General features: G+C 75.1%; 19 protein-coding genes and 1 pseudogene. 5 read left to right on the plus strand and 15 right to left on the minus strand.

Features of this window, described 5'->3' with window-relative positions; all coding sequences use genetic code 11:
- Window positions 1-58 precede the first annotated feature (58 nt).
- On the plus strand, window positions 59-784 hold the full coding sequence (locus AC3D3D_RS03460; protein ID WP_463660928.1) for a GNAT family N-acetyltransferase: 726 nt from the start codon (window positions 59-61) through the stop codon (window positions 782-784).
- Window positions 785-833: 49 nt separating this feature from the next.
- Here the strand turns inward: AC3D3D_RS03460 and dapB are convergent, their stop codons facing one another.
- The 7 genes from dapB to AC3D3D_RS03495 all read right to left on the minus strand — a co-directional run bounded on the left by dapB (window position 834) and on the right by AC3D3D_RS03495 (window position 8,750).
- A complete protein-coding gene (dapB, locus tag AC3D3D_RS03465; protein ID WP_463660927.1) occupies window positions 834-1,616 on the minus strand; it encodes a 4-hydroxy-tetrahydrodipicolinate reductase in 783 nt (260 codons plus the stop codon).
- A 43-nt stretch (window positions 1,617-1,659) separates the two neighbouring features.
- Window positions 1,660-2,145 carry an OsmC family protein gene (locus AC3D3D_RS03470; protein WP_463660926.1) on the minus strand — a complete coding sequence of 162 codons (486 nt, stop codon included), beginning with the start codon at window positions 2,143-2,145 and terminating at the stop codon, window positions 1,660-1,662.
- Between the two features lie 149 nt (window positions 2,146-2,294).
- Window positions 2,295-3,728: a M16 family metallopeptidase gene (locus AC3D3D_RS03475; RefSeq protein WP_463660925.1), complete on the minus strand. Its 1,434-nt coding sequence runs from the start codon at window positions 3,726-3,728 to the stop codon at window positions 2,295-2,297.
- Between the two features lie 118 nt (window positions 3,729-3,846).
- Complete coding sequence (locus AC3D3D_RS03480) at window positions 3,847-6,195, minus strand: polyribonucleotide nucleotidyltransferase (RefSeq protein WP_463660924.1); 2,349 nt, start codon at window positions 6,193-6,195, stop codon at window positions 3,847-3,849.
- 211 nt (window positions 6,196-6,406) lie between these two features.
- Complete coding sequence (gene rpsO, locus AC3D3D_RS03485) at window positions 6,407-6,676, minus strand: 30S ribosomal protein S15 (RefSeq protein WP_463660923.1); 270 nt, start codon at window positions 6,674-6,676, stop codon at window positions 6,407-6,409.
- Between the two features lie 161 nt (window positions 6,677-6,837).
- Window positions 6,838-7,473: a response regulator gene (locus tag AC3D3D_RS03490; RefSeq protein WP_463660922.1), complete on the minus strand. Its 636-nt coding sequence runs from the start codon at window positions 7,471-7,473 to the stop codon at window positions 6,838-6,840.
- On the minus strand, window positions 7,470-8,750 hold the full coding sequence (locus tag AC3D3D_RS03495) for a sensor histidine kinase (RefSeq protein ID WP_463660921.1): 1,281 nt from the start codon (window positions 8,748-8,750) through the stop codon (window positions 7,470-7,472). Before AC3D3D_RS03495 ends, AC3D3D_RS03490 begins: the two co-directional genes overlap by 4 nt.
- Before the next feature lie 157 nt (window positions 8,751-8,907).
- On the opposite strand from AC3D3D_RS03495, the gene AC3D3D_RS03500 reads away from it, so the two are divergent.
- Together AC3D3D_RS03500 and AC3D3D_RS03505 are read left to right on the plus strand one after the other, a co-directional pair.
- Entirely contained in the window at window positions 8,908-9,990 is a 1,083-nt protein-coding gene (locus AC3D3D_RS03500) for an ABC transporter permease (RefSeq protein WP_463660920.1), read from the plus strand.
- A gap of 19 nt (window positions 9,991-10,009) precedes the next feature.
- Window positions 10,010-10,744: an ABC transporter ATP-binding protein gene (locus tag AC3D3D_RS03505; RefSeq protein ID WP_463660919.1), complete on the plus strand. Its 735-nt coding sequence runs from the start codon at window positions 10,010-10,012 to the stop codon at window positions 10,742-10,744.
- Here AC3D3D_RS03505 and AC3D3D_RS03510 read toward each other — a convergent pair.
- Window positions 10,731-11,741, minus strand: a complete 1,011-nt coding sequence (locus AC3D3D_RS03510; protein WP_463660918.1) for a bifunctional riboflavin kinase/FAD synthetase — start codon at window positions 11,739-11,741, stop codon at window positions 10,731-10,733. The genes AC3D3D_RS03505 and AC3D3D_RS03510 overlap by 14 nt on opposite strands.
- 103 nt (window positions 11,742-11,844) lie before the next feature.
- On the opposite strand from AC3D3D_RS03510, the gene AC3D3D_RS03515 reads away from it, so the two are divergent.
- Entirely contained in the window at window positions 11,845-13,308 is a 1,464-nt protein-coding gene (locus AC3D3D_RS03515; RefSeq protein WP_463660917.1) for an inositol monophosphatase family protein, read from the plus strand.
- A gap of 73 nt (window positions 13,309-13,381) precedes the next feature.
- On the opposite strand, the gene truB is transcribed toward AC3D3D_RS03515, so the two are convergent.
- The 6 genes and pseudogenes from truB to AC3D3D_RS03545 form a co-directional block, all read right to left on the minus strand.
- Complete coding sequence (gene truB, locus AC3D3D_RS03520; protein ID WP_463660916.1) at window positions 13,382-14,356, minus strand: tRNA pseudouridine(55) synthase TruB; 975 nt, start codon at window positions 14,354-14,356, stop codon at window positions 13,382-13,384.
- Entirely contained in the window at window positions 14,353-14,901 is a 549-nt protein-coding gene (rbfA, locus tag AC3D3D_RS03525; RefSeq protein WP_463660915.1) for a 30S ribosome-binding factor RbfA, read from the minus strand. The genes truB and rbfA overlap by 4 nt, the downstream gene beginning before the upstream one ends.
- A gap of 140 nt (window positions 14,902-15,041) precedes the next feature.
- Window positions 15,042-17,951: a translation initiation factor IF-2 gene (infB, locus tag AC3D3D_RS03530; protein ID WP_463660914.1), complete on the minus strand. Its 2,910-nt coding sequence runs from the start codon at window positions 17,949-17,951 to the stop codon at window positions 15,042-15,044.
- Between the two features lie 57 nt (window positions 17,952-18,008).
- A complete protein-coding gene (locus tag AC3D3D_RS03535; protein ID WP_463660913.1) occupies window positions 18,009-18,389 on the minus strand; it encodes a YlxR family protein in 381 nt (126 codons plus the stop codon).
- A gap of 281 nt (window positions 18,390-18,670) precedes the next feature.
- Window positions 18,671-19,657: pseudogene (gene nusA, locus AC3D3D_RS03540) on the minus strand (transcription termination factor NusA); the annotation flags it as partial.
- A 27-nt stretch (window positions 19,658-19,684) separates the two neighbouring features.
- Complete coding sequence (locus tag AC3D3D_RS03545; protein WP_463660912.1) at window positions 19,685-20,161, minus strand: ribosome maturation factor RimP; 477 nt, start codon at window positions 20,159-20,161, stop codon at window positions 19,685-19,687.
- A 110-nt stretch (window positions 20,162-20,271) separates the two neighbouring features.
- Here AC3D3D_RS03545 and AC3D3D_RS03550 point away from each other — a divergent pair, with 110 nt between their 5' ends.
- Window positions 20,272-21,234 (plus strand): hypothetical protein, encoded by a 963-nt coding sequence (locus AC3D3D_RS03550; RefSeq protein ID WP_463660911.1) that lies wholly within the window; start codon window positions 20,272-20,274, stop codon window positions 21,232-21,234.
- A 25-nt stretch (window positions 21,235-21,259) separates the two neighbouring features.
- On the opposite strand, the gene AC3D3D_RS03555 is transcribed toward AC3D3D_RS03550, so the two are convergent.
- The gene (locus AC3D3D_RS03555; RefSeq protein WP_463660910.1) at window positions 21,260-23,047 is read right to left on the minus strand and encodes a proline--tRNA ligase; all 1,788 of its coding nucleotides are present in this window, start codon (window positions 23,045-23,047) and stop codon (window positions 21,260-21,262) included.
- Window positions 23,048-23,105: the final 58 nt, after the last annotated feature.

A 23,105-nucleotide genomic window follows, 5' to 3' on the forward strand; every position in this document is an offset into this window, starting at 1 on the left:
GCGGGCGGGTGGTGGCCGCTCGTGGGCATGGGCGTGGCGCTCTGCCTACCCTGGGGCGGTGAGCGAGCACCACGACGACGTCCTGTCCTCCCTGTCGGCCGGCCGGACGCCCGAGGGGCTGCCGACGACCTCGCGCGGCGGGCCCGACGTCTCGGTCCGCCCCACGATCCCCGCCGACGCCGACACCCTCGGTGAGATCCACGCGGCGACCATGCGGGCGGCCCTGGCGGCGGGGGCCGACCTGGCCGCCGACGACCCGTCCCTGCCCGGGATCGAGCCCGGGGACCTCGCGCTCGCGTGGGCCAGCGCCGCGGACGTCTCCCAGCGCGGGCACCACGTGCTCACCGCGCTGGATGCGGCCGAGGTCGTCGGGCTCGCCGCGATCGCTCCGGCGGCTCCCGCGACGCCGGAGGAGGACGAGCTGGTCGCCGAGGTCGCCGGCCAGGCCGCGGGGGGCGGGCAGCAGCAGGAGGTCGAGGACGACCTGGCCGGGACGGTGCTGGCGGCCGGCCGCGGCACCCTGGTGGAGATCATCGCCCTCGAGGTGGCGCCGGGGCACGAGCGGGTGGGGCACGGTTCCCGCCTGCTGGCGGCGTGCGCGGACCTGGCCCGGGACTCGGGGGCGACGGCGCTGTCGATCTGGGTGATGCGCGGCGACGAGCCGCGCCAGCGTTTCCTGGATGCCGCGGGGTTCTCACCCTCGGGGCGGCGCCGAGAGATCCCGGTGGCAGAGAAGCAGGCGATCCAGGACGAGTGGTGGGCGAACCTGGGGTCCGGCGGGTAGTCGCCGAGCAGTGCGGGCCGGAGCCTCCGGCCGGGCGGTGGTGGATCCGTCAGACCTCGAGCAGGGGGTCCAGGCCGCGCGTGAGGCCCGGCCTGCCCGCGACGTTCCGCACGGCCAGGAGCACGCCCGGCATGAAGCTCGCCCGGTCGAAGGAGTCGGTGCGGATCGTCAGCTGCTCGCCGGGGTTGCCGAGCAGCACCTCCTCGTGCGCGACGAGGCCGCGCAGCCGCACCGCGTGCACGTGCACGCCCTCGACCGACGCCCCGCGCGCGCCGTCGGGGTCGGTCTCGGTGGCGTCCGGCGAGGGCGCCACGCCCGCCTCGGCGCGGGCGGCGGCGATCCCGCGCGCCGTCGACAGCGCGGTGCCCGAGGGGGCGTCGACCTTGTCGGGGTGGTGCAGCTCGACGACCTCGACGGACTCGAAGTACGGCGCCGCCTGGCGCGCGAAGGACATCGCGAGCACGGCCGAGAGCGCGAAGTTCGGGGCGATGAGGGCGCCCAGGGGCTCCTCACCGTCGGCGGTGCGGCGCTCGTTGACCCCGTCCAGGTGCTCCTCGAGCTCGGCGAGCGCCTCGTCGGTCCAGCCGGTGGTCCCGACGACGACGTGCACGCCCGCCTCGAGGGCCGCCCGCACGTTCGCCCCGCTCACGCTCGGCACCGCGAACTCGACGGCGACGTCGGCGCCCGCCTCGCGCAGGCCGGCCGTCACGTCGTCCCCGGCATCGAGCTCGGCGACGAGCTCGAGGTCCTCCGCGGCGCGCACGGCGCCCACCACCTGCTGGCCCATGCGGCCGGCCGCACCGATGACCGCCACCCGGATCGAATCGCTCATGACGCCGACGATACGAGCCCGGTGGCGGCCGGCGCAGCCATGTTCACGGCGCGGTGACGACCCACTCCTCGCGGATCGCCACGTCGGCGGCACGGAACAGGCCCAGCGCCGGGCAGCGGCGGCTCGCCGCCTCCTTGAGCTGCTCGACCTGCGCGGCGTCGGCGCCGGTGGTGATCCGCACGGTGACCTCGAGGGACTGGATGTGGGCGGGGACCTCGGCGGTGCCGAGGAAGCCGCGGGTGTCGAGGTGGCCGGCCACATCGATGTCGAGGGCGTCGAAGGTGATCCCGAGCTCGCCGGCGACGACCTCGACGACCACCGACAGGCACCCGGCGGTGCCGCCGACGAACAGGTCCATCGGCGACGGCGCCAGGTCGGTGCCGCCGATCGCCTCGGGCTCACCGGTGGCGTAGGTGAAGTGGCGCGAGGTGAGGTCGGTGTGCAGGTCGCCCCGCCACACGCCGTGCGCCGCGGGGACGGCCTCGTGGGCGGCGGGGATGGTGGTGCGCTCGTCGATCGTCGTGGTCACGTCGTCTCCTTGAAGGCTGTGCGCCGGTCCGGTTCGACCGGCTGACCCCACTGTGACGATCGCGCCCGCTCCCCCGCCGGCGTCCCCCGGCTCGTCCCACCTCCTGGACACGGCGCCGGGGCGGGGGCCGTCCCCGCCCCCGGCGTGGGTCAGCCAAGGAGGCCGTCGGCGGCGTCGGGGGCGACGGGACCGACCACGCTCGCGGCGCGGTCCCCGGCCGCGATGAACGCGCACATGTCGGCGACGTCGCGCGCGGTGACGGCGTCGATGAGCTCGATGGTGGCGTCGATCGAGGTCAGCTCGCCGCGCACGATCTCGGCGCTGCCGAGCCGCGACATCCGTGAGCCGTTGTCCTCCAGGCCGAGCACGATGCCCCCGCGGAGCTGGCCCTTGGCCCGGGCGAGCTCGGCGTCGGTGGGCCCGTCCCCCGCCAGGTCGGCCAGCGTGCCCGCGAGCAGCGCCGCGACCTCGGGTACCGACTCCGGCGCGCAGCCCGCGTACAGCCCGGCGTACCCGGCCTCGGCGTAGGAGGTCGACCAGGCGTAGGTGGAGTAGGCCAGGCCGCGCCGCTCCCGCACCTCCTGGAACAGCCGCGAGCTCATCCCGCCGCCGAGGATCGTGGTGGCCAGGGCCATCGCCCAGCGGCGCGGGTCGCCGGCGCGCAGGGCGGGCGCCCCGATGACGACGTGGGCCTGCTCGGTCGGCCGCACCACGGTGATCGCCCGCGACGGCGCGGAACCGGTGCCCGGCTCCGCGACGGCGCCCCGGCCACGGGTCGGGTCCAGGGCGCTGCGGCGCGGGGCGGGCGCCTGGTCGGCGTCGAGCTCCCATCCGCCGTCGGTGAGCAGCCCGGTCAGCCGCTCGCACAGCTCGTCGTGGTCGAGGGAGCCGGCCGCGGTGAGCACGAGCTCGTCGCTGCGGTAGTAGGAGTGGTAGTGCTCGGCGACGACCTCGCGCGGCAGGGCCCGCACCGACTCCGGGGTGCCGCCCACCGGGCGGCCCAGCGGGTGGTCGCCGAGCACCGCGGCGGCGAAGCGCTCGTGGGCGACCTCCTGGGCGTCGTCCTCCGCGGCGGCGAGCTCGTCGAGGATGACGCCGCGCTCGTTCTCCAGCTCGCCCGGGTCGAGCGTGGCGGAGGTGACCATGTCGGCGATGACCTCGAGCGCGAGCGGGGCGTCGTCGTCGAGGACCCGCGCGTGGTAGCAGGTCGACTCCTGGCCGGTGACCGCGTTGGACTCCCCGCCGACGGCGTCGAAGGCCTCGGCGATGTCGAGGGCGCTGCGCCGGGCGGTGCCCTTGAAGAGCAGGTGCTCGAGCACGTGGGTCGAGCCGTGGTGGCCGCCGGTCTCGTCCCTTGCGCCGACGGCGATCCAGGCCCCCAGCGCGACGGAGCGCTGACCGGGGACCTGCTCGGTGAGGACGCGCACCCCGCCGGGCAGCACGGAGCGGCGGGACAGCGTGCCGCCGACCTCCCAGGACAGCTCGGTGCCGGGCGCGCCGGCGGGGGCGACGACGAGCGGGCGGGTGCCGGTGGAAGTGGTCTGTGGGTCGTGGGTCGCGGGGCGGCGGTGGTCGACAGGCATCGATCGATCCTAGGTGGCCGCACCGTCATCGACGAGAGACGACCGGGGGCCGGGCCATGAGGCCCGACCCCCGGTCGGTGGTCAGATCAGGCCGCGCGGCGGCCCGACGTCAGCTCGCTCACTCGCCGTCGGTGGAGCCACCGTTGTCGGAGGAGCGGGTGCGCGTGCGGGGACGACGCTCGCGCGGCGCGCGCTCGCGACGGGCCGGAGCCTCGCCCTCGGACGCGCCCTCGGCGGCCGGCTCGGAGCCGGCCTGGGCGCCGCCCGCGGACTCCTCGTCCTCGACGACGGCGTGCAGCGAGAGCTTGCCGCGCGGGTCGATCTCGGCGAGCTCGACCTGCACCTTGGCGCCGACCTGGAGGACGTCCTCGACGGCGTCGATCCGCTTGCCGCCGACGAGACGCTTGACCTGCGAAATGTGCAGCAGGCCGTCCTTGCCGGGGGTCAGCGAGACGAACGCGCCGAACGAGGTGGTCTTGACGACCGTGCCCACGAACCGCTCGCCCACCTCGGGCATCTGCGGGTTGGCGATCGAGTTGATCGCCTGGCGGGCCGCCTCGGCGGAGGGACCGTCGACCGCGCCGATGAACACGGTGCCGTCGTCCTCGATGGAGATGTCGGCGCCGGTGTCCTCCTGGATCTGGTTGATCATCTTGCCCTTGGGGCCGATGACCTCACCGATCTTGTCGACGGGGACCTGGACGGTGATGATGCGCGGCGCCGTCGGGGCCATCTCGTCGGGCGAGTCGATGGCCTCGTTCATCACCTCGAGGATCGACAGGCGCGCGTCGCGGGCCTGGGTCAGCGCGCCGCCGAGCACCGAGGCCGGCAGGCCGTCGAGCTTGGTGTCGAGCTGGATGGCGGTGACGAACTCCTTGGTGCCGGCGACCTTGAAGTCCATGTCGCCGTAGGCGTCCTCGGCGCCGAGGATGTCCGTCAGCGCCGCGTAGCGGGTCTCGCCGTCGACCTCGTCGGACATGAGGCCCATGGCGATGCCGGCGACCGGGGCGCGCAGGGGCACGCCCGCCTGGAGCATCGACAGGGTCGAGGCGCAGACCGAGCCCATCGACGTCGAGCCGTTGGAGCCGAGCGCCTCGGAGACCTGACGGATCGCGTAGGGAAACTCGGTGCGGCTGGGCAGCACCGGCACGAGCGCGCGCTCGGCGAGGGCACCGTGGCCGATCTCGCGGCGCTTGGGCGAGCCCACCCGGCCGGTCTCACCGGTCGAGTAGGGCGGAAAGTTGTAGTGGTGCATGTAGCGCTTCTTGGTGACGGGCGACAGCGAGTCGATCTGCTGCTCCATCTTGAGCATGTTGAGCGTGGTGACACCCAGGATCTGGGTCTCGCCGCGCTCGAACAGCGCCGAGCCGTGCACGCGGGGCAGGACCTCGACCTCGGCGGAGAGGGTGCGGATGTCCTTCAGGCCGCGCCCGTCCATGCGCACGCCGTCGGTGAGGACGCGGCGGCGCACGGCCGCCTTGGTCACCGAGCGGTAGGCGGCGGACAGCTCCTTCTCGCGGTCCTGGAAGTCGGCGCCGAGCGCCTCGAGCATCGCTGCCCGGATCTCCTCCTGGCGGGCCTCGCGCTCGGCCTTGCCGGCGATGGTGATGGCCTGCTCGACGTCGGCGGAGACGTGCTTCTCGACGGCGGCGTAGGCGTCCTCGGCGTAGTCCGGGAACAGCGGGAAGTCGCCGGTGGGCTTGGCGGTGGTGGCGGCCAGCTCGGACTGGGCGTCGCACAGCACGCCGATGAACCGCTTGGCGGCGTCCAGGCCCTGGGCCACGACCTCCTCGGTCGGCTTCGGGGCGCCGGCGGCGACGAGCTCGAAGACGTTGTCGGAGGCCTCGGCCTCGACCATCATCACGGCGATGTCCGAGCCGTCCTTGGTCTCGACGCGGCGGCCGGCGACGACCATGGAGAAGACGGCGCGCTCGAGCTCGGAGTAGCGCGGGAAGGCGATCCACTCGCCGTCGACGAGCGCGATGCGCACGGAGCCGATCGGGCCCGAGAAGGGCAGGCCGGCGATCTGGGTGGACATCGAGGCGGCGTTCATGGCCACGACGTCGTAGGCGTCGTCCGGGTGGACGGCGAAGACGGTGCCGACGACCTGGATCTCGTTGCGCAGGCCCTTGACGAAGGAGGGGCGCAGCGGGCGGTCGATGAGGCGGCAGGCGAGGATGGCGTCCGTCGAGGGGCGGCCCTCGCGGCGGAAGAACGCGCCGGGGATCTTGCCGGCGGCGTACTGGCGCTCCTCGATGTCGACCGTCAGCGGGAAGAAGTCGAAGTGGTCCTTGGGGTGCTTGCCCGCCGTGGTGGCGGAGAGCACCATCGTCTCCTCGTCGAGGTAGGCGACGGCGGAGCCGGCGGCCTGGCGGGCGAGGCGCCCGGTCTCGAAGCGGACGGTGCGGGTGCCGAAGCGGCCGTTGTCGATGACGGCCTCGGCGGCGGTGATCTCGGGTCCCTCCATGGGTCCCTCCCTTTCGGTGCGGGCCGCACCCACCCCCGACGGTCATCGATCGAGGCCCACGGACGCCTGTCGTTCGCGTCCGGAGGCCACTACCGAGGACCGGGCGAGCGGTCGGGCGCGGCGGTGTGTTCTGTTGTCCTGCGTGGGTCCCCCGTGCGCACCTGGCACACGGAGCGGCCCCGGTCTCCGTGTGGAGGCCGGGGCCGTGGCGTCAGCGGCGCAGGCCGAGACGCGCGATCAGCGAGCGGTAGCGCTCGATGTCCTCGGCGGCCAGGTAGGCGAGCAGTCGCTTGCGCTGACCGATGAGGAGCATGAGGCCACGACGCGAGTGGTGGTCCTGCTTGTGGGTCTTGAAGTGCTCGGTGAGGTCCTTGATACGACGCGAGAGCATCGCGACCTGCACCTCGGGCGAACCGGTGTCGCCCTCGTGGGTCGCGTACTCGGCGATGATCTGCTGCTTGACGTCGGCGGCGAGGGCCATGTGGTCTCCAGTTCGGTTCGTTGCACGGAGCTCCGGGGCATGTTCTCCCGGGCATGACGCATCCGTGGCCGGCTTGACGGCAGCGACCATCCTATCAACCGGCGGCCCCCCGGTCCGAGGTCCCCGCGTGACCCCGCCCACCACCGGAGGGGGCCGTGGGTTCAGCCGCGCAGGATGCCGCGCCCGCGGGCGGCCGCCACCGCGGCGGTGCGCGAGTCGACGCCGAGCTTGGTGTAGATGTGCGCCAGGTGCGACTTCACGGTGGCCCGCGACAGGAACAGGGCCGCGGCGATCTGCTCGTTGGAGTCCCCGCGGGCCAGGCGCTCGACGACCTCGACCTCCCGCGTGGTCAGCGCGGTCGCGGGCGAGCGCATGCGCCCCACGAGGCGCTCCTGGACCGCCGGGTCCAGCGTGGTGCGACCGGCCGCCGCGGCACGCACGCCGGCGACGAGCTGCTCGGTCGGGGCGTCCTTGAGGAGGTAGCCGGTCGCCCCGGCGTCGAGCGCGGCCAGCACGTCGGACTCGGTGTCGTAGGTGGTGACCACCAGGACGGCCGGGCCGCCCCTCCCCCGCACGGCCCGCGTCGTGGCGACGCCGTCGAGCGCCCCCGCGCCGAGCTGGAGGTCCATGAGCACGACGTCGGCGCTCCCGCCCGCGTCCAGGGCGGCCAGCAGGTCCTCCCCCGAGGCGTGGTCGGCGACGACGTCGAGGTCCGGCTCGGCGTCGAGCACCGCGCGCAGGCCGGCGCGCACGACGGGATGGTCGTCGACGATGACCACGGCGATCGGCGCGGTCATGCCTGCGCCCCCTCGTCCTGCGGTCCGGGCGCGCCGACCGCGGCGGGCCCGGGCGCCAGCGGGACGACGGCGCCGACCGTGCTGCCGCGAACGGCGCCGGCCTCGAGGGTGAGGCGTCCGCCGACGGCGCGCACCCGGTCGGCCATGCCGGCCAGCCCCGTCCCGCGGCCCGGGGCAGCCCCGGCGGCCTCGGCGTCGTCCGGGCGCGCGGCGAGGATCTCGGGCGGCAGGCCGACGCCGTCGTCGACGACGTCCAGGGCCACGGCGTCGCCCAGGTGGCTGAGCGTGAGGGTGAGCCGGCTCGCCGAGGCGTGCTCGACGGCGTTGGCCACCGCCTGCTGGGCGACCCGCCACAGCGCCTGCTCGACCGGGCCGGGAAGCTCGCGAGCCTCGCCGGTGGTGGCGAGGGTGACCTCGAGCCCGCCGCTCACCCGGGTCCGCTCGGCCAGCCGGGCCAGGGCGTCGGCGAGCCCGCTCTCGACCAGCGGCGAGGGCCGGTCGCGGACGAAGGCGCGCGCCTCAGCCAGGTTGTCCTGCGCCGCGGCGCGTGCGGCACCGACGAGCTCGCGCACCCGCGCCGGGTCGCGTTCGGCGACGGCGCCGTCGAGGGAGGAGTCCGCGGCGCGCAGGAGCAGCTCGATGGAGGCGAAGCCCTGGGCGAGGGTGTCGTGGATGTCGCGGGCCAGCCGCCGCCGCTCGGCCTCCACGGCGTCGGCCCGCTCGCGTTCGGCGAGGTCCGCCCGGGTGGCCGCGAGCTCGTCGGTCAGCCGGGCCCGCTCCTCGGCCTCGGCGACCACCGCGCGCACGCCGAGGACGACCGCCACGCACACCGCGGCGCCGAGCACCGGGCCGAGGGCCGCGCCCGCCCCGGCGCCGTCGTGGGTGAGCCCGGTCGCGACGGTCAGGGCCGTCGTCGCCGCGACGGCGAGCACCCCGGCGAGCGCGGGGAGCATGTGGAGCTGGACGAGGAAGACGGGGAAGGCGAGCCAGACGCCCTCCTCGCCGCGCAGCGCGGCCACGAGGGCCAGCGCGGTCAACGCCACGGTCCAGGCGATCGCGGCCCACCGGCCGCGGGTCCCGCGGGCGGTGCCGGGGCGCTCGTGGACGAGCCGCCCCACGGTGAGGCGACCCGCGCCGTAGACCAGCCCGAAGCCGAGCCCCCAGGGCCAGGCGGGACCGCCGCGCCAGAGCACGAGGGCGACGAGGACGATCACCAGCACGTCGAGCCCGAGCTGCACGCCCCGGGCGGCGCTGCGGGCGGTGGACGGACGGGGCACCGGGCCAGGGTAGGTGGGCCTGCCGCCCGGCGGCATCGGCCGAAAGGTCCATCCGGTCGTGCACCTCGTGGCGCGAGACGTCGGCCCGGCCGGCCGATGTGAGGGGCCGGGTCCGCGCCGGACGATCGAGACCTCACCGACCCGGAGGTTCACACCCATGTTCGTCGCCCGGCGCGACCTGCGCTTCGCCTCGGGACGCTTCGCCCTCGTCGCGGGCGTCGTCGTCCTCATCACCATGCTCGTCACCTTCCTCTCCGCCCTCACGCAGGGTCTGGCCCGGGAGTCGACGTCGGCGATCGCCGACCTGCCGGCCGACCACGTGGCCTTTGCCGCGGGCGAGGAGGACCCCTCGTTCACCGCCTCCCAGGTCGGCCCCGCGCAGTGGGAGGCGCTCGCCGCGCGAGGCGGCGTCGAGCACGCCGAGCCGCTCGGCGTGGCCACCACCCGGGCCGGCGCCGGGGACACCACGGCGACCGTCACCGCCCTGGGCGCCGAGCCCGGCGCGACGCTGCTGCCGGGCGACGTCGACCTCGCCGCCGGCCAGGTGTGGCTCTCGCCTGCCGCGGCCGAGGACCTGGGCGCGGGTGCCGGCGACACGCTCGCCCTGGCGGGCACCGAGCTCGAGGTCGCCGGCGTGAGCGGGACCGCCGCCAGCTACTCCCACTCGCCGGTGGTGTGGACGACCCTGTCCGACTGGCAGCCGATCGGCGCGACCACCGGCCCGGGCGCGACCGGTGAGGTCGCCACCGTCGTCGCGCTGACGACCGACGGCGAGGCGGACCTGGCCGCCGCGGACGCCGCGGCCGGCACCGTGACCGTCGACCGCTCGGGCTCGCTGCAGGCGATCGGTTCCTACGCCTCGGAGAACGGCTCGCTGATGATGATGCAGGGCTTCCTCTACGCCATCTCCGCGCTCGTCGTCGGCGCCTTCTTCACGGTGTGGACGATCAGCCGCTTCGACGACGTCGCCGTCCTCAAGGCCCTGGGCGCCTCGAACGGCTACCTCCTGCGCGACGCCCTCGGGCAGGCCGCCGTCGTCCTCGTCGTCGGCACGGCGCTCGGCACCGCGATCGCGAGCGCCGGCGCCCTGGCCCTGTCCTCGAAGATGCCGATCGCGCTGGGGTGGACGACCACCGCCGTGCCCGCGCTGCTGCTCGTCGTCCTCGGCCTGCTCGGCGCCGCCGTCGCCCTGCGCCGCATCACCTCCGTCGACCCGCACGCCGCGCTGAGCGCCGGCTGACCACACCAAGGAGACCGCCATGACCACGACCGCCACCCACTCCCCCGCCCCCACCTCCGGCACCACGGAGGCCGGCCTGGTCCTCGAGCACGTCACCCTCACCTACCCCGACGGCGACGCCCGCCTCACCGCGGTCGACGACGTCTCCCTCGCCGTCGCCCCGGGCACGACGACGGCGCTGCTGGGCCCCTCGGGCTCGGGCAAGTCCAGCCTGCTGGCCGTCGCCGCCACGCTCACGCTGCCCGACTCCGGCCGGGTGGTCCTCGACGGCCACGTCGTCGCCTCCGGCTCGTCCCACGCCTCCGACCAGGAACGCGCCGAGCTGCGCCGCACGGTCGTCGGCGTCGTGTTCCAGCAGCCCCGCCTGCTGGCCAGCCTCACCGCGCTCGAGCAGCTCACCGTCATGGCGCACGTCCGCGGGGTCTCACCGCGCGGGGCGAACGACCGCGCGAGGGAGCTGCTCGCGGCCGTGGGCATGGGCGACCTGACCGGCCGGCGCCCGCACCAGCTCTCGGGCGGTCAGCGCCAGCGGGTGAGCATCGCCCGCGCCCTGATGAACGAGCCGGGCGTGCTGCTCGTCGACGAGCCGACCTCCGCCCTCGACCACGAGCGCGGCCGGCAGATCGTCGAGCTCATCACCTCGTTGAGTCGCGACTCGGGCACCGCCACGCTGCTGGTGACCCACGACGAGTCGACGCTCACCGGCAGCGAGTCCGTCGCCCGCATCGCGGACGGTCGGCTCAGCGCGCGGTGACCGAGGCCGGGTCGAGCACCGGCGGGACGGGGACGCCGAGGATGCCGGCGGCGTCCTCGACGTCGGCCCGCATCTGGGCCATGAGCGGGTCGATGCCGTCGAAGGCCACCATCGGGCGCAGGGTCGCGACGAACTCGACGACCACCTCGTCGCCGTACAGGTCGAGGTCCGTGCGGCCGAGCACGTGCGCCTCGACGGTGCGCCGCGTGCCCTGGAAGGTGGGGTTCGAGCCGACGGAGATCGCGGCGGGCAGCCGGGTCGCCTCCGCGTCGGCCGCGCCGTGGGCGTCGAAGGGGCCGGGCAGCAGCCAGCCGGCGTAGACGCCGTCGGCGGGCACGACGCCCAGGTCGTCGGGGGCGAGGTTCGCCGTCGGGTAGCCGAGCTCGCGGCCCCGCTGGAAGCCGCGCACGACCTCCCCGCGCAGCCGGTGCGGGCGGCCCAGGATGCGGCCGGCCTGGTGGACGTCGCCGGCGGCGAGCGCCTCGCGCACCCAGGTCGAGGACCAGCGGCGCCCGGTGAGGTCGCAGGCGATGTCGGCCACGAGGACGAGCTCGATGCCGTACTCCGCGCACAGCGCCGCGAGCACGGTCGCGTCCCCGGCGTTGTCCCGGCCGAACCGCACGTCCTCCCCCACCACGAGGCAGCTGACCTCCAGCGCGGCGACGAGGTAGTCGGCGACGAACGCGCGCGGCGTGGCCGAGGCGAAGTCCAGGTCGTAGTGCTGGACGAGCACGCCGTCGAGCCCGAGCGCGGACAGGCGCTCGATGCGGTCCGCCGCGCTGGCGACGAGGACGAGGTCCTGCTCGGGGCGGTGGACCTGGGCGGGGTGCGGGTCGAACGTGAGCGCGACGGCGGGCAGGGAGCGGTCGGCGGCCTCGGCGACGGTGGCGGCCAGCAGCGCGCGGTGCCCCCGGTGCACGCCGTCGAAGACGCCGACGGTGAGCACGACCGGCCCCAGGTCCTCGGGGATCTCCTCGGTGTCGTGCCAGACCTGCACGTGTCCTCCACTACGTTCGGCCACCGCTGTCGGGGACCCGCGGGCGTACCGGGGACCAACTGTAGTTCGCGTGCCGTTCAGGTCGGGCCCCTAGCCTCCCGGCATGCCCGCACCCACCACACCCGCCCCCGCCCCGTCCGCGCTCCTGGCCGCGGTCCGCGACGCCGCCGCCCAGATCGCCGCCTACCTCCACGAGGTCTCGGGCGCGCAGGCCGAGCGCGAGCTCAAGCGCGACGTGCACGACATCGTCACCGTCCACGACCGCCGCAGCGAGGAGATCGCCGTCGAGGTGCTGCGCCGGCACGTACCGACCTGCCGGGTCCTCGGGGAGGAGGGCGGTCTCGACGTCGGGCCGGGTGCCGGTGGCGAGGAGGCCGGCGCGCTCTACCCGACGCCGGAGGGCGTGGTGACCTTCGTCGTCGACCCCATCGACGGGACGTCGAACTTCGCCGCCGGGCTGCCGATCTACTGCACGTCGATCGCGGCGCAGGTGGGGGATGCGACCGTGGCGGCGGTGGTGCGGATGCCCGAGCTCGGCCTCGAGGTCTTCGCCGACGACGACGCCTGCTGGGTCCAGCAGCTGCCGCTGGACGGGACGGGGCCGCAGGTGCCCGCCGCACGGGCCCCGGGGCCGGTCGCGCGCACCGAGATCGAGTGCAACCTCTCGACGGGCTACCCCTCCACCCGTGACCTGGCCGAGGACGCCGCGGGCGCGCTGGCCGCCTACGCCGAGCTGGGTCGGCTCGTGGGGGCGCTGCGCTCGATCGGGGCCGGGGCGGCCGAGCTCGCGCTGGTCGCCGCCGGCCGGCTCGACGCCACGCTGAGCACGCGGACCACGCCCTGGGACGTCGCCGCGGGCGCCCACCTCGTGACGCGCGCCGGCGGGAGCGTCGAGCACCTCGTCATGGACGGCGACCCGCAGGCACCGCCGATCCACCGGGCCGGCTACCTCGCGGTGGGGCCGGGGCGGGAGCTGCCCGGCGTGCGGGCACTGATGGACCGGCTGAGTGCGGAGCGGCGGGCCCGGGTGGCTGGTGGACCGGCCGCCGGGTCGGGCGACGGCGATGCGGTCGGTGGCGTGGCCGTGCCGGCGGACCTCGTGGCCGGCTACCGGGTCGACCGTGCGCGGGAGAGCGACCTGCCCGCGATCGCCGCCGTGCTGGCCGACGACGTCCTCGGCGCCGGGCGCGAGAGCGCGGACCTCGCCCCCTACGCCCGGGCGCTGCGGCTCCTCGACGACGACCCGCGGCACCTGGTGGCGGTCGTGCGCGACGAGGCCGACGCCGTCGTCGGCACCGTCCAGCTGACCGTGCTGCCCGGGATGTCCCGCGCGGGGACCACCAGGCTCCAGGTCGAGGGGGTCCGGCTCGCCCCGTCGGTGCGCGGCTCCGGGGTGGGCTCCGCCCTGCTCTCCTGGGCCGAGGACTGGGGGCGCGCTCAGGGGGCGACCCTCGCCCAGCTCACGGCCGACGCCACGCGCACCGACGCGCACCGGTTCTACGAGCGGGCCGGGTACGTCCCGAGTCACGTCGGGCTGAAGAAGCCCCTCCCCCTCGGTGACGAGTGAGCACTTTTTTGTCTCGACGTCGAGACAAAAAAGTGCTCACTCGCGAGAAGGGAGGTGGAGATCTGCTCGCTCGTCAGGAGGGGGCGAGGACGAGGAGGGGGCGGGTGCGGCCGGGGGCCGAGGTGTCGGCGGTGACGAGCGCGACCAGGTGACCGTCGGGGGCGAGGGCGGCCACGACGTCGGCGCCCTCGTGGGCGGGGTCGGCGTCGATGCGCTGGCCGTAGCCGAGCGCGCGGGCCTCGGCCTCGGTGAGCTCGCGGACCGGGAACAGGCGTCGGGCCAGGTCAGCGGCCGGCAGGGTGCTCAGCACCCCGTCTCCCTCTCCGCCGACCTCGTCCGCGAGGGCGTCGAGCGCGCGGCCCTGACCGACGTCGAACGGGCCGACGGCGCTGCGCCGCAGGGCGGTGAGGTGCCCGCCGACGTCGAGCGTCTCGCCGAGGTCGCGGGCGATGGCCCGCACGTAGGTGCCCGAGGAGCACCGCACGCGCACGTCGAGGTCGACGACGGCGGTGCCGGCGCCGGGCTCCCCCTCGCCCACGACGGCGTCGGCCGGGTCGCTGAGGGCGGTGAGCTCGTGGACGGTCACCGGGCGGGCCGCGAGGGTGACGTCCTCGCCGTCGCGGACCCGCGCGTAGGAGCGACGGCCATCGACCTTGATGGCGGACACGGCCGAGGGGACCTGCTCGATCGCACCGGTCAGGCCCGCCAGCGCCGCCGGCAGCCGCTCGGCGAGGTCCCCGCGGCGCGCACCGGCGGACGTCGTCGCCTCCCCCTCGGCATCGTCGGTGGTGGTGGCGACGCCGAGCCGGACGGTGGCCTCGTAGGTCTTGTCGGCCCCGACGACGTAGGTAAGCAGACGGGTGGCCCGCCCGATCCCGAGCACGAGCAGCCCCGTGGCCATCGGGTCGAGCGTGCCCGCGTGGCCGACCTTGCGCGTGGCGGCCAGGCGCCGCACCCGGGCGACGACGTCGTGGCTGGTCAGCCCGCCGGGCTTGTCGACGAGCAGGACGCCGTCCGCGGCCGTGGCGCGGCCACGGGGCACGTTCACGCCCGGTCGCCGGGGGCCGGGTCCTCGCCCTGCTCGGGCTCGTCGGCCTCGTCGTCGGGGGCCTCGCCGGACCCGTCCGTCGCGGCCGGATCCTCCTCGTCCGCGTCGGCGTCCTCGTCCTCGTCCTCGTGGGGGACGCGGTAGGGGTCCGGGTCGCCGGCGTAGCTGGCGCCGGCGGCCTCCGCGGCGATCCGCTCGTCACGCAGCTTGACCTCGGCCAGCTTGTCGGCCAGGTCCTGGGCGGTGGTGGGCAGGGCGTCGGGGACGAACTCCAGCGTCGGCGTCAGGCGCACGCCGGTCTGCTTGCCCACCTCCGAGCGGATGATCCCCGTGGCCGAGCGCAGGGCGGCGGCGCTGGCCGCGCGGTCCTCGTCGGAGCCGTACACGGTGTAGAAGACGGTGGCGTGCTGGAGGTCGCCGGTCACCCGCACGTCGGTGACGGTGACGAACCCCAGGCGTGGGTCCTTGATCCGCGTGTCGAGCATGCGGGCGACGATCTGCTGGATGCGCTCGGCGAGACGCCGTGCGCGGCCGAAGTCGGCCATGGTGACCTCCGTCGGGTCGGTGGCTCTCGCGAGCCGGGTGTCATGGGGGCAGCATGCCGGAAGGGGCCCGCGACGGGGCCCCTTCCGGCATGTGCCCGAGGGCCGGGTGCGGGGTCCGGTCGCCCGGACCCCGCCTCCGGTCAGGCGCGGGGCTTCTCCCGCATCTCGAACGTCTCGATGACGTCGCCCTCCTCGATCTCGCGGTAGCCGAGGTTGATACCGCACTCGAAGCCCTCGCGGACCTCGGTGACGTCATCCTTCTCGCGCCGCAGCGACTCGATGGTGAGCTTGTCGGACACGACGACGCCGTCCCGCACCAGCCGCGCCGAGGCGTTGCGGCGGATGAGGCCCGAGCGGACGATCGAACCGGCGATGTTGCCGAACTTCGAGGAACGGAAGACCTGTCGGATCTCGGCGGTACCGAGCTCGACCTCCTCGTACTCCGGCTTGAGCATGCCCTTGAGGGCGTTCTCCACGTCCTCGATGGCGTCGTAGATGACCGAGTAGAACTTCATCTCGACACCCTCGCGGTCCGCCAGCTCGGTGACCCGCTCGGCGGGGCGCACGTTGAAGCCGACGATGACCGCGTTGTCGACGGTCGCCAGGTTGACGTCGTTCTGCGTGATGGCACCGACACCGCGGTGGATGATCCGCAGCGCGACCTCCTCGCCGACGTCGATCTTGAGCAGCGAGTCCTCGAGCGCCTCGACGGCACCGGACACGTCGCCCTTGAGGATGAGGTTGAGGTGGTCGACCTTCCCCTCCTCGAGCGCCTTGGTGAAGTCCTCCAGCGAGATCCGCTTGCGGCGCTTGGCCAGCGTCGCGGCACGCTCGGCGGCCTCACGCTTGTCGGCGATCTGCCGGGCGGTGCGGTCGTCGGGCGCGACGAGGAAGGTGTCGCCGGCGCGCGGCACCGAGGCCAGGCCGAGGACCTGGACCGGACGCGAGGGCCCGGCCTCCTTGACGTTCTCGCCGTGCTCGTCGTGCATCGCACGCACGCGGCCGTGGGCGGTGCCCGCGACGATGGCGTCACCGACGCGCAGCGTGCCGGACTGGACCAGGACGGTGGCGACCGAGCCGCGCCCCTTGTCGAGGTTGGCCTCGATGGCCACACCGCGCGCGTCCTTGTCCGGGTTCGCCGACAGCTCCAGGGCCGCGTCCGCGGTGAGCAGGACGGCCTCGAGGAGGCCGTCGATGCCCTTGCGCTGCTTGGCCGAGACGTCGACGAACATCGTCTCGCCGCCGTACTCCTCGGCCACGAGGTTGTACTCGGTCAGCTGCTGGCGGATCTTGTCGGGGTTCGCGCCCTCGACGTCGATCTTGTTGACCGCGACCACGATCGGCACGTTCGCCGCCTGGGCGTGGTTGAGCGCCTCGACGGTCTGCGGCATGACGCCGTCGTCCGCGGCCACCACGAGGATCGCGATGTCCGTGACGTCGGCACCACGGGCACGCATGGCGGTGAACGCCTCGTGACCCGGGGTGTCGATGAACGTCAGCGCACGCTCCTCGTCCTCGTGCTCGACGGAGACCTGGTAGGCACCGATGTGCTGGGTGATGCCACCGTGCTCGCCGGCCACGACGTCCGTGGAACGGATCGCGTCGAGGAGCTTGGTCTTTCCGTGGTCGACGTGACCCATGACCGTGACAACCGGGGGTCGCGGCGCGAGGTCCTCGTCGGTCTCGGCGTCCAGCTCGGCGTCGAGGTCGATGTCGAACTGCTCGAGCAGCTCGCGGTCCTCGTCCTCCGGGGAGACGATCTCGATGACGTACCCGAGCTCCTCGCCGAGGACCTTGAACGTGTCCTCGTCGAGCGACTGGGTGGCCGTGGCCATCTCACCGAGGTGGAACAGGACGGTGACCAGCGACGCGGGGTTGACGTCGATCTTGTCCGCAAAGTCCGAGAGCGAGGCCCCGGCGCGGATGCGCACGACGGTGGTGCCGTCGCCGCGCGGGACCTGGACGCCGCCGATCGACGGCGCGCTCTGCTGCTCGAACTCCTGGCGCTTGGCGCGCTTGGACTTCCGTCCGCGCACGGGCCGGCCGCCGGAGCGGCCGAACGCACCCTGGGTCGCACCGCGACCACCACGGCCGCGGAACGCACCGCCACCGGGACCGCCGGGGCCACCGCCGGGCCGACCGCCGCCACCGGGGCGGCCGCGACCGCCGGGCCGCTGCTGGGTGGCACCGGGACGGCCCACGCTGGACTGGCCGGGCATCATGTTCGGGTTCGGGCGCGGGCCCCCACCGGGACGCGGGCCGGGCTTGGCGCCCGGACGCGGGCCGCCGGAGCCGGACGAGCCGCCCGGACGGGGCATCCCCTGGGCAGACGCGAACGGGTTGTTCCCCGGACGCGGGCCGCCGGAGCCGCCCGAGCTGCCCGGACGGGGCATCCCCTGGGCGGACGCGAACGGGTTGTTCCCCGGACGCGGGCTCGCCTCGCGGGAGCCGCGGGAGTCACGACCGCCACGGCCGCCGCCGCGACCGCTGTCCGCGGGCGCCTGACGCGGGCCCGGACGGGCCGTCGCCGGGGTGGGCGCGGCGCTCGCGGGAGTCGGGGTCGGGCTCGCCGGCTTGGGCCCCGGGGTCGGGGCCGGCGCGGCGGGGGTCGGCGCGGGCGCGGCAGCGCTCGGCGCCTCGGCACCGCCCGTGCTCGTGTCCGGAGCCTGGGGAGCCGGGGACTCGGCCTTGGCGGCCGGGGCCGCCGTCGCCGGGGTGGGAGCCTCGGCCTTGGGCGCGGCGGGGGCCGCCGTCGCCGGGGTCGGGGCGGCCGGCTTGGCCGGTCCGGGCGTGGGCGCCGCGGAACCGGACGAGGATCCGGAGCCCTTCGAGCGCGCGGCGGGCTTCGACCCGCCCTTGCTCGCGGCCGACCCCTTCGCCGGGGCCGGCGGGTGGGCGTCGAAGTGCTCCTTCAGACGCCGGATGACTGGTGCCTCCACCGTGGAGGACGCGGACTTGACGAACTCACCCTGCTCCCGCAGTGTCGCCATGACCGTCTTGCTGTCGACGCCGAGCTCCTTCGCGAGCTCGTGAACGCGGACCTTGGCCACATTTCTCCTGTCTCGGACCGTCCCGGGACAGGGCGGACCGTCGTTATTGCTGGCAGCTCATCGCTGGGTACTCATCGGGTGCCCATCGGCTTCCAACCCGCTTTCATCTCGAACTGACCTCGACGGCGGTCTGCCGTCGATCGTCCCGGCCCCGAACCATCGCGCCACGTCGTCGATGTCCACCGGCCCCGCTGCTCGCAGGGCACGTCCGAACGCTCGACGTCGTACCGCCTGGTCCAGGCAGGCCTGCTCCGGATGGAGCCAGGCCCCCCTCCCGGGTGCGGATGCCCGCTCGTCCACCGCCGCACGGGCGGGCGGGACGAGCACGATCCGCACGAGGTGCGACCGGTCGGCCCTGGTCCGACATCCGATGCAGGTGCGCACCGGACCTGTCGGGCCCGTCCCGCAGGGGACGGTGGCGCCAGAGCCGTCGACCATCGTACCCCGTCGCTCCTTCGGCGCCGAGTCCACCGGGGTGGCGCCTCTCACCCGGCCGCTGAGGTGTCGTCCGCGGGCGCGTCCTCCGCGGGCGCGGCGGCGTCGGGGGCCACGTCGACGGCGGGCGCGGGGGTGCCGGGCTCGGCCACCTCCTCCGGCGTCGCGACCGGCTCCGGCGAGGCGGCCGGCTCCGGCGTCGCGGCCGGGGCCGCCGTAGCCCCGGCGGGCACGGCCTGCGCAGCGGCCCCCTGCGCCGGGTCGGTGGCGGTGGGCACGCCGGCGGACGTGGTCGGCTCGGCGGGCGCGGCGTCGGACCGGATGTCGATGCGCCACCCCGTCAGGCGGGCGGCCAGCCGCGCGTTCTGCCCCTCCTTGCCGATCGCCAGCGAGAGCTGGTAGTCGGGCACGACGACTCGGGCGGCCCGCGCGGCCTCGTCGACGACGGTGACGCTGGCGACCTTCGCCGGGGACAGCGCGTGCCCGACGAACGCCGCCGGGTCCTCCGAGAAGTCGACGATGTCGATCTTCTCGCCGTGCAGCTCGCTCATCACCGCGCGCACGCGCGCGCCCATCGGCCCGATGCAGGCCCCCTTGGGGTTGAGTCCCGGCACCGTCGAGCGCACCGCCAGCTTGGTGCGGTGGCCGGCCTCCCGGGCGATCGCCTCGATGACGACCGACCCGTCCGCGACCTCGGGGACCTCGAGCTCGAAGAGCTGGCGCACGAGCTCGGGGTGGGTGCGCGAGAGGGTGATCTGCGGCCCCCGGGTCCCGCGCGAGACGTCGACGACGTAGGCGCGCAGCCGGTCGTTGTGCCGGTACGACTCCGTGGGGACCTGCTCGTGCTGCGGGAGCTCGGCCTCCACGCCGTCGGGCAGCTGGACGAGGACCTTGCGCGGGTCCCGACCCTGCTGGACGATCCCGGACAGCAGCCCGCCGGCCTTGTCCCGGTAGGACCCCATCACCTGGTCGTCCTCCGCGTCCCGCAGGCGCTGGACGATGACCGACCGGGCCGTCGCGGTGGCGATGCGACCGAAGCCCGACGGCGTGTCGTCGAACTCGCCGATCGCGTGGCCCTCCTCGTCGGTCTCGGTGGCGATGACCGCCACCGTGCCCGAGCGACGGTCCAGCTCGACGCGCGCCGGGGAGACCGCGCCCGGGGTGCGCTCGTAGGCGCCCAGCAGCGCGTCCTCGATCGCCGAGACGAGGGTGTCGAGCGGGATGCCCCGCTCCGCCTCGACCAGCTTGAGCGCCGTCATGTCGATGTCCATGGTTCTCTCCTTCAGGGGCCGGGCCGGTCAGCGTCCGGGGCGGTTGAGCTCGACCTCGACGCGGGCGCGCACGACGTCGGCGATCGCGACCTCGTGGGTGCCGGTGGCGTCGCTCAGGTGCAGGGTCTGGTCCTCGACGGACTCCAAGCGGGCGACGCGCTCGCCGCCGTCGGTGGTCACTGCGAGCAGTCGGCCGACGGCGCGGCGGAAGTGCCGCGGCTCGGTCAGCGGACGGTCCGTGCCCGGGGTGGAGACCTCCAGGGTGTGCGCACCCTCGACGACGTCGGCGTCGTCCAGGGCCGCCGAGACCGCGCGGGAGACGTCCCCGATCTGGTCCGAGTCCACTCCCCCGGGCCCGTCGGGCAGGTCGACGGTGAGGCGGACGACCCGCCGGGTGCCGGCTCCGGCGACCTCGACGTCCTCGATCATCAGACCGGCCTGCTCGACCGCGTCGGCGACCGCCGCGCGGACCCGTTCGGCCAGGATGCTGGGTGCGGTGGTCACGCGCGCTCCTCACGTCGACGACCCCGGTTGGCTCCCCGGGGCAGTCCCTCAGCCTACTAGGCCCGCGACCTGCCCTCGATGGGCGACGCCACCTGTCATGATCTGACGTGATGAGCGCGACCACCCCCCTCCCCGTCCGACGCCGCCGGCTGCGGTCCGCGCTCGCGTGCGCGGCTCTCGCGCTGACGCTGGCCGGGTGCGGCCTGCGCATCGACTCCGAGCCAGAACCGCCGAGCCCGGCCACGGCGGCCGAGCAGTGGCGCCAGGACGCGGCCGTGGAGAGCGTGGGCCTGGCCGAGGCAGCCCGCACCCTGGCCGCCGACCCCGCCACCGACCCCGCGGCCGTCGACGCCCTGGAGGACGTGGCCGCGGACCTCGACGCCCAGGTCGAGGCCCTGGGCGGGGTGTGGGTCGCCTGGCCGGACGGTCCGCCCGAGGGGCAGACGAACGACCCCGCGCCCGAGGCCCCGGCGGTCGCCGACGTCACCGAGCTGCGGGGGCTGCTCGTCTCCTCGGCCGACACCCTGGCCACGGTGCTCGCGGACGTGCCGGTGGCCGAGCGGGACCTCGCGGCCGTGCTCGCCGCCACGGCCGCGGGGCGCACGGTCGCGGCCGGCTCGCTCGACCCGTGGGCGGAGGGCGAGGCCACGGTGGAGACCACCGCCGTCGACCCGGCGGTGGTGTCCGCCGTCGCGGACGGGCCCACCGTCCTCGTGCTCGACCAGGCCCGCTACCTCGAGGAGACGCTGCTCGCGCAGACCGGGGACGAGAGCGCCGCCGCACGCAGCGCCGAGCTGCAGGTGCTCGTCGACACCGCCCTCGAGGCCGGCGCGCCGGACACGCGCGAGACGGCCTACCCCTGGCCGGACGGCGACGCCGCCGCGTTCCGGGCGGTCAGCGAGGCCGACCTGCTCGACCAGTGGATCTTCCTCTCGGGCACGGCGCCGGCCGAGCACCGCCCGGCCTTCGTCGACGCCGCGGCCGACTCGGCGCTGCGGCTGCTCGAGGCGGGCGTGGACCCCGGCCCCCTGCCCGGCCTGCCCGGCTCGGCCGCCGAGTCCCCCACCGGCTGACGAGCGAGCAGCTCCTTCTCGCCCGTCAGGCGGGCAGCGCGCCCGCGGCGCGCAGCCGCGCCAGGAGGTCCTCGACGGCGGCGTCCGGTGCCAGCTCGACGCGCTCGTCGGTGGCCCGCACGCGCACCTCGACGACCCCGTTCGCCAGTCCACGGCCCACCACCAGCGAGTACGGCACGCCGATGAGCTCGGCGTCGGCGAACTTCACGCCCGCCGACACCTTGGGCCGGTCGTCGTAGAGCACCTCGGCGCCGGCGGCGTCCAGGCGGGCGGCGAGCTCGGCCGCGGTGGAGAAGATTTCCTCCCCCTTGCCGGTCGCGAGGACGTGGACGTGGAACGGCGCGACCTGCACCGGCCAGGCCAGCCCCTTGTCGTCGCTCGTGGACTCCGCGATGGCCGCGATCGCCCGCGTCACGCCGATGCCGTAGCTGCCCATCGTCGGCGTGACGGCCTTGCCGTTGACGTCGAGGACCGTCAGCCCCAGGGCGTCGGCGTACTTCCGACCCAGCGCGAAGATGTGCCCCATCTCCATGCCACGGGCCAGCTCGAGCGGGCCCGACCCGTCGGGCGCGGGGTCACCGGCGCGCACCTCGGCGATCTCGACGGTCCCGTCGGCGACGAAGTCCCGCCCCGCGACGAGCCCGACGACGTGCCGCCCCTCGACGTCGGCGCCGGTCGCCCACACGCTGCCGTCGACGATGCGCGGGTCGAGCAGGTAGCGCACCGCCTTCTCGTCGCCGCGCGCGTGCTCGGAGCGCGGACCGATGTAGCCGCGGACGAGCTCGGGGTGGGTGGCGAGGTCCTTCTCCGTCGCGGTCTCGACCGCGGCGGGCGCGAATGCCACCTCGGCGCGCTTGGGGTCCATCGCCCGGTCGCCGGGCAGGCCGACGACGACGACCTCCCGCTCGCCGTCGGGGTGGGTCAGGGCGAGGACGAGGTTCTTCAGGGTGTCCTGCGCGGCCCAGGCGCGGCCGTCGGGGCGCGGCACCTCGGCGTCGAGGGCCGCGACCAGGGTGTCGATGGTGTCCGCGCCGGGAGTGTCGACCGTGACCGGGGCGGGCGGCTCCTCGGCGTGCTGCGGGAGCTCGGGCACCGGCGTCGTCACGGCCTCGACGTTGGCCGCGTACCCGCCGGGCGAGCGCACGAACGTGTCCTCGCCGACCGGCGTCGGGTGGAGGAACTCCTCCGACTGTGAGCCGCCCATGGCGCCGGCGTCGGCGGCCACGATCACGACCTCCAGGCCCAGGCGGTCGAAGATCCGCTGGTAGGCCTCGCGATAGAGGGCGTAGCTGGCGGTCTGGGCCTCGTCGTCGACGTCGAAGGAGTAGGCGTCCTTCATGACGAACTCGCGGCCGCGGACGATGCCGGCGCGCGGACGGGCCTCGTCGCGGTACTTGGTCTGGATCTGGAACAGCTGCAGCGGCAGGTCCTTGTAGGACGAGACGAGGTCCTTGACCAGGAGCGTGAACATCTCCTCGTGGGTGGGCGCCAGGAGGTAGTCGTTCTCGCGGCGGTCCTTGAGGCGGAAGAGGTTGTCCCCGTACTCGGTCCAGCGGCCCGAGGCCTCGTAGGGCTCGCGCGGCAGCAGCGCCGGGAAGTGCACCTCCTGGGCGCCGATGGCCGCCATCTCCTCGCGGACGACGGCCTCGACCTTCGCCAGCACCCGCAGCCCCACCGGCAGCCAGGTGTAGATGCCCGGGGCGGCGCGGCGGATGTAGCCGGCGCGGACGAGCAGCTTGTGGGACGCGATCTCGGCGTCGGCGGGGTCCTCGCGCAGCGTGCGCAGGAAGAGGGAGGACATCGTGGAGAGCATGGGGCCAAGGTTAGGCGGTGCCGGGCCGGCGGTCCGTCCGGCTGCGCCGCGGTGCGGC

The organism is Georgenia sp. X1117 (assembly GCF_057784635.1).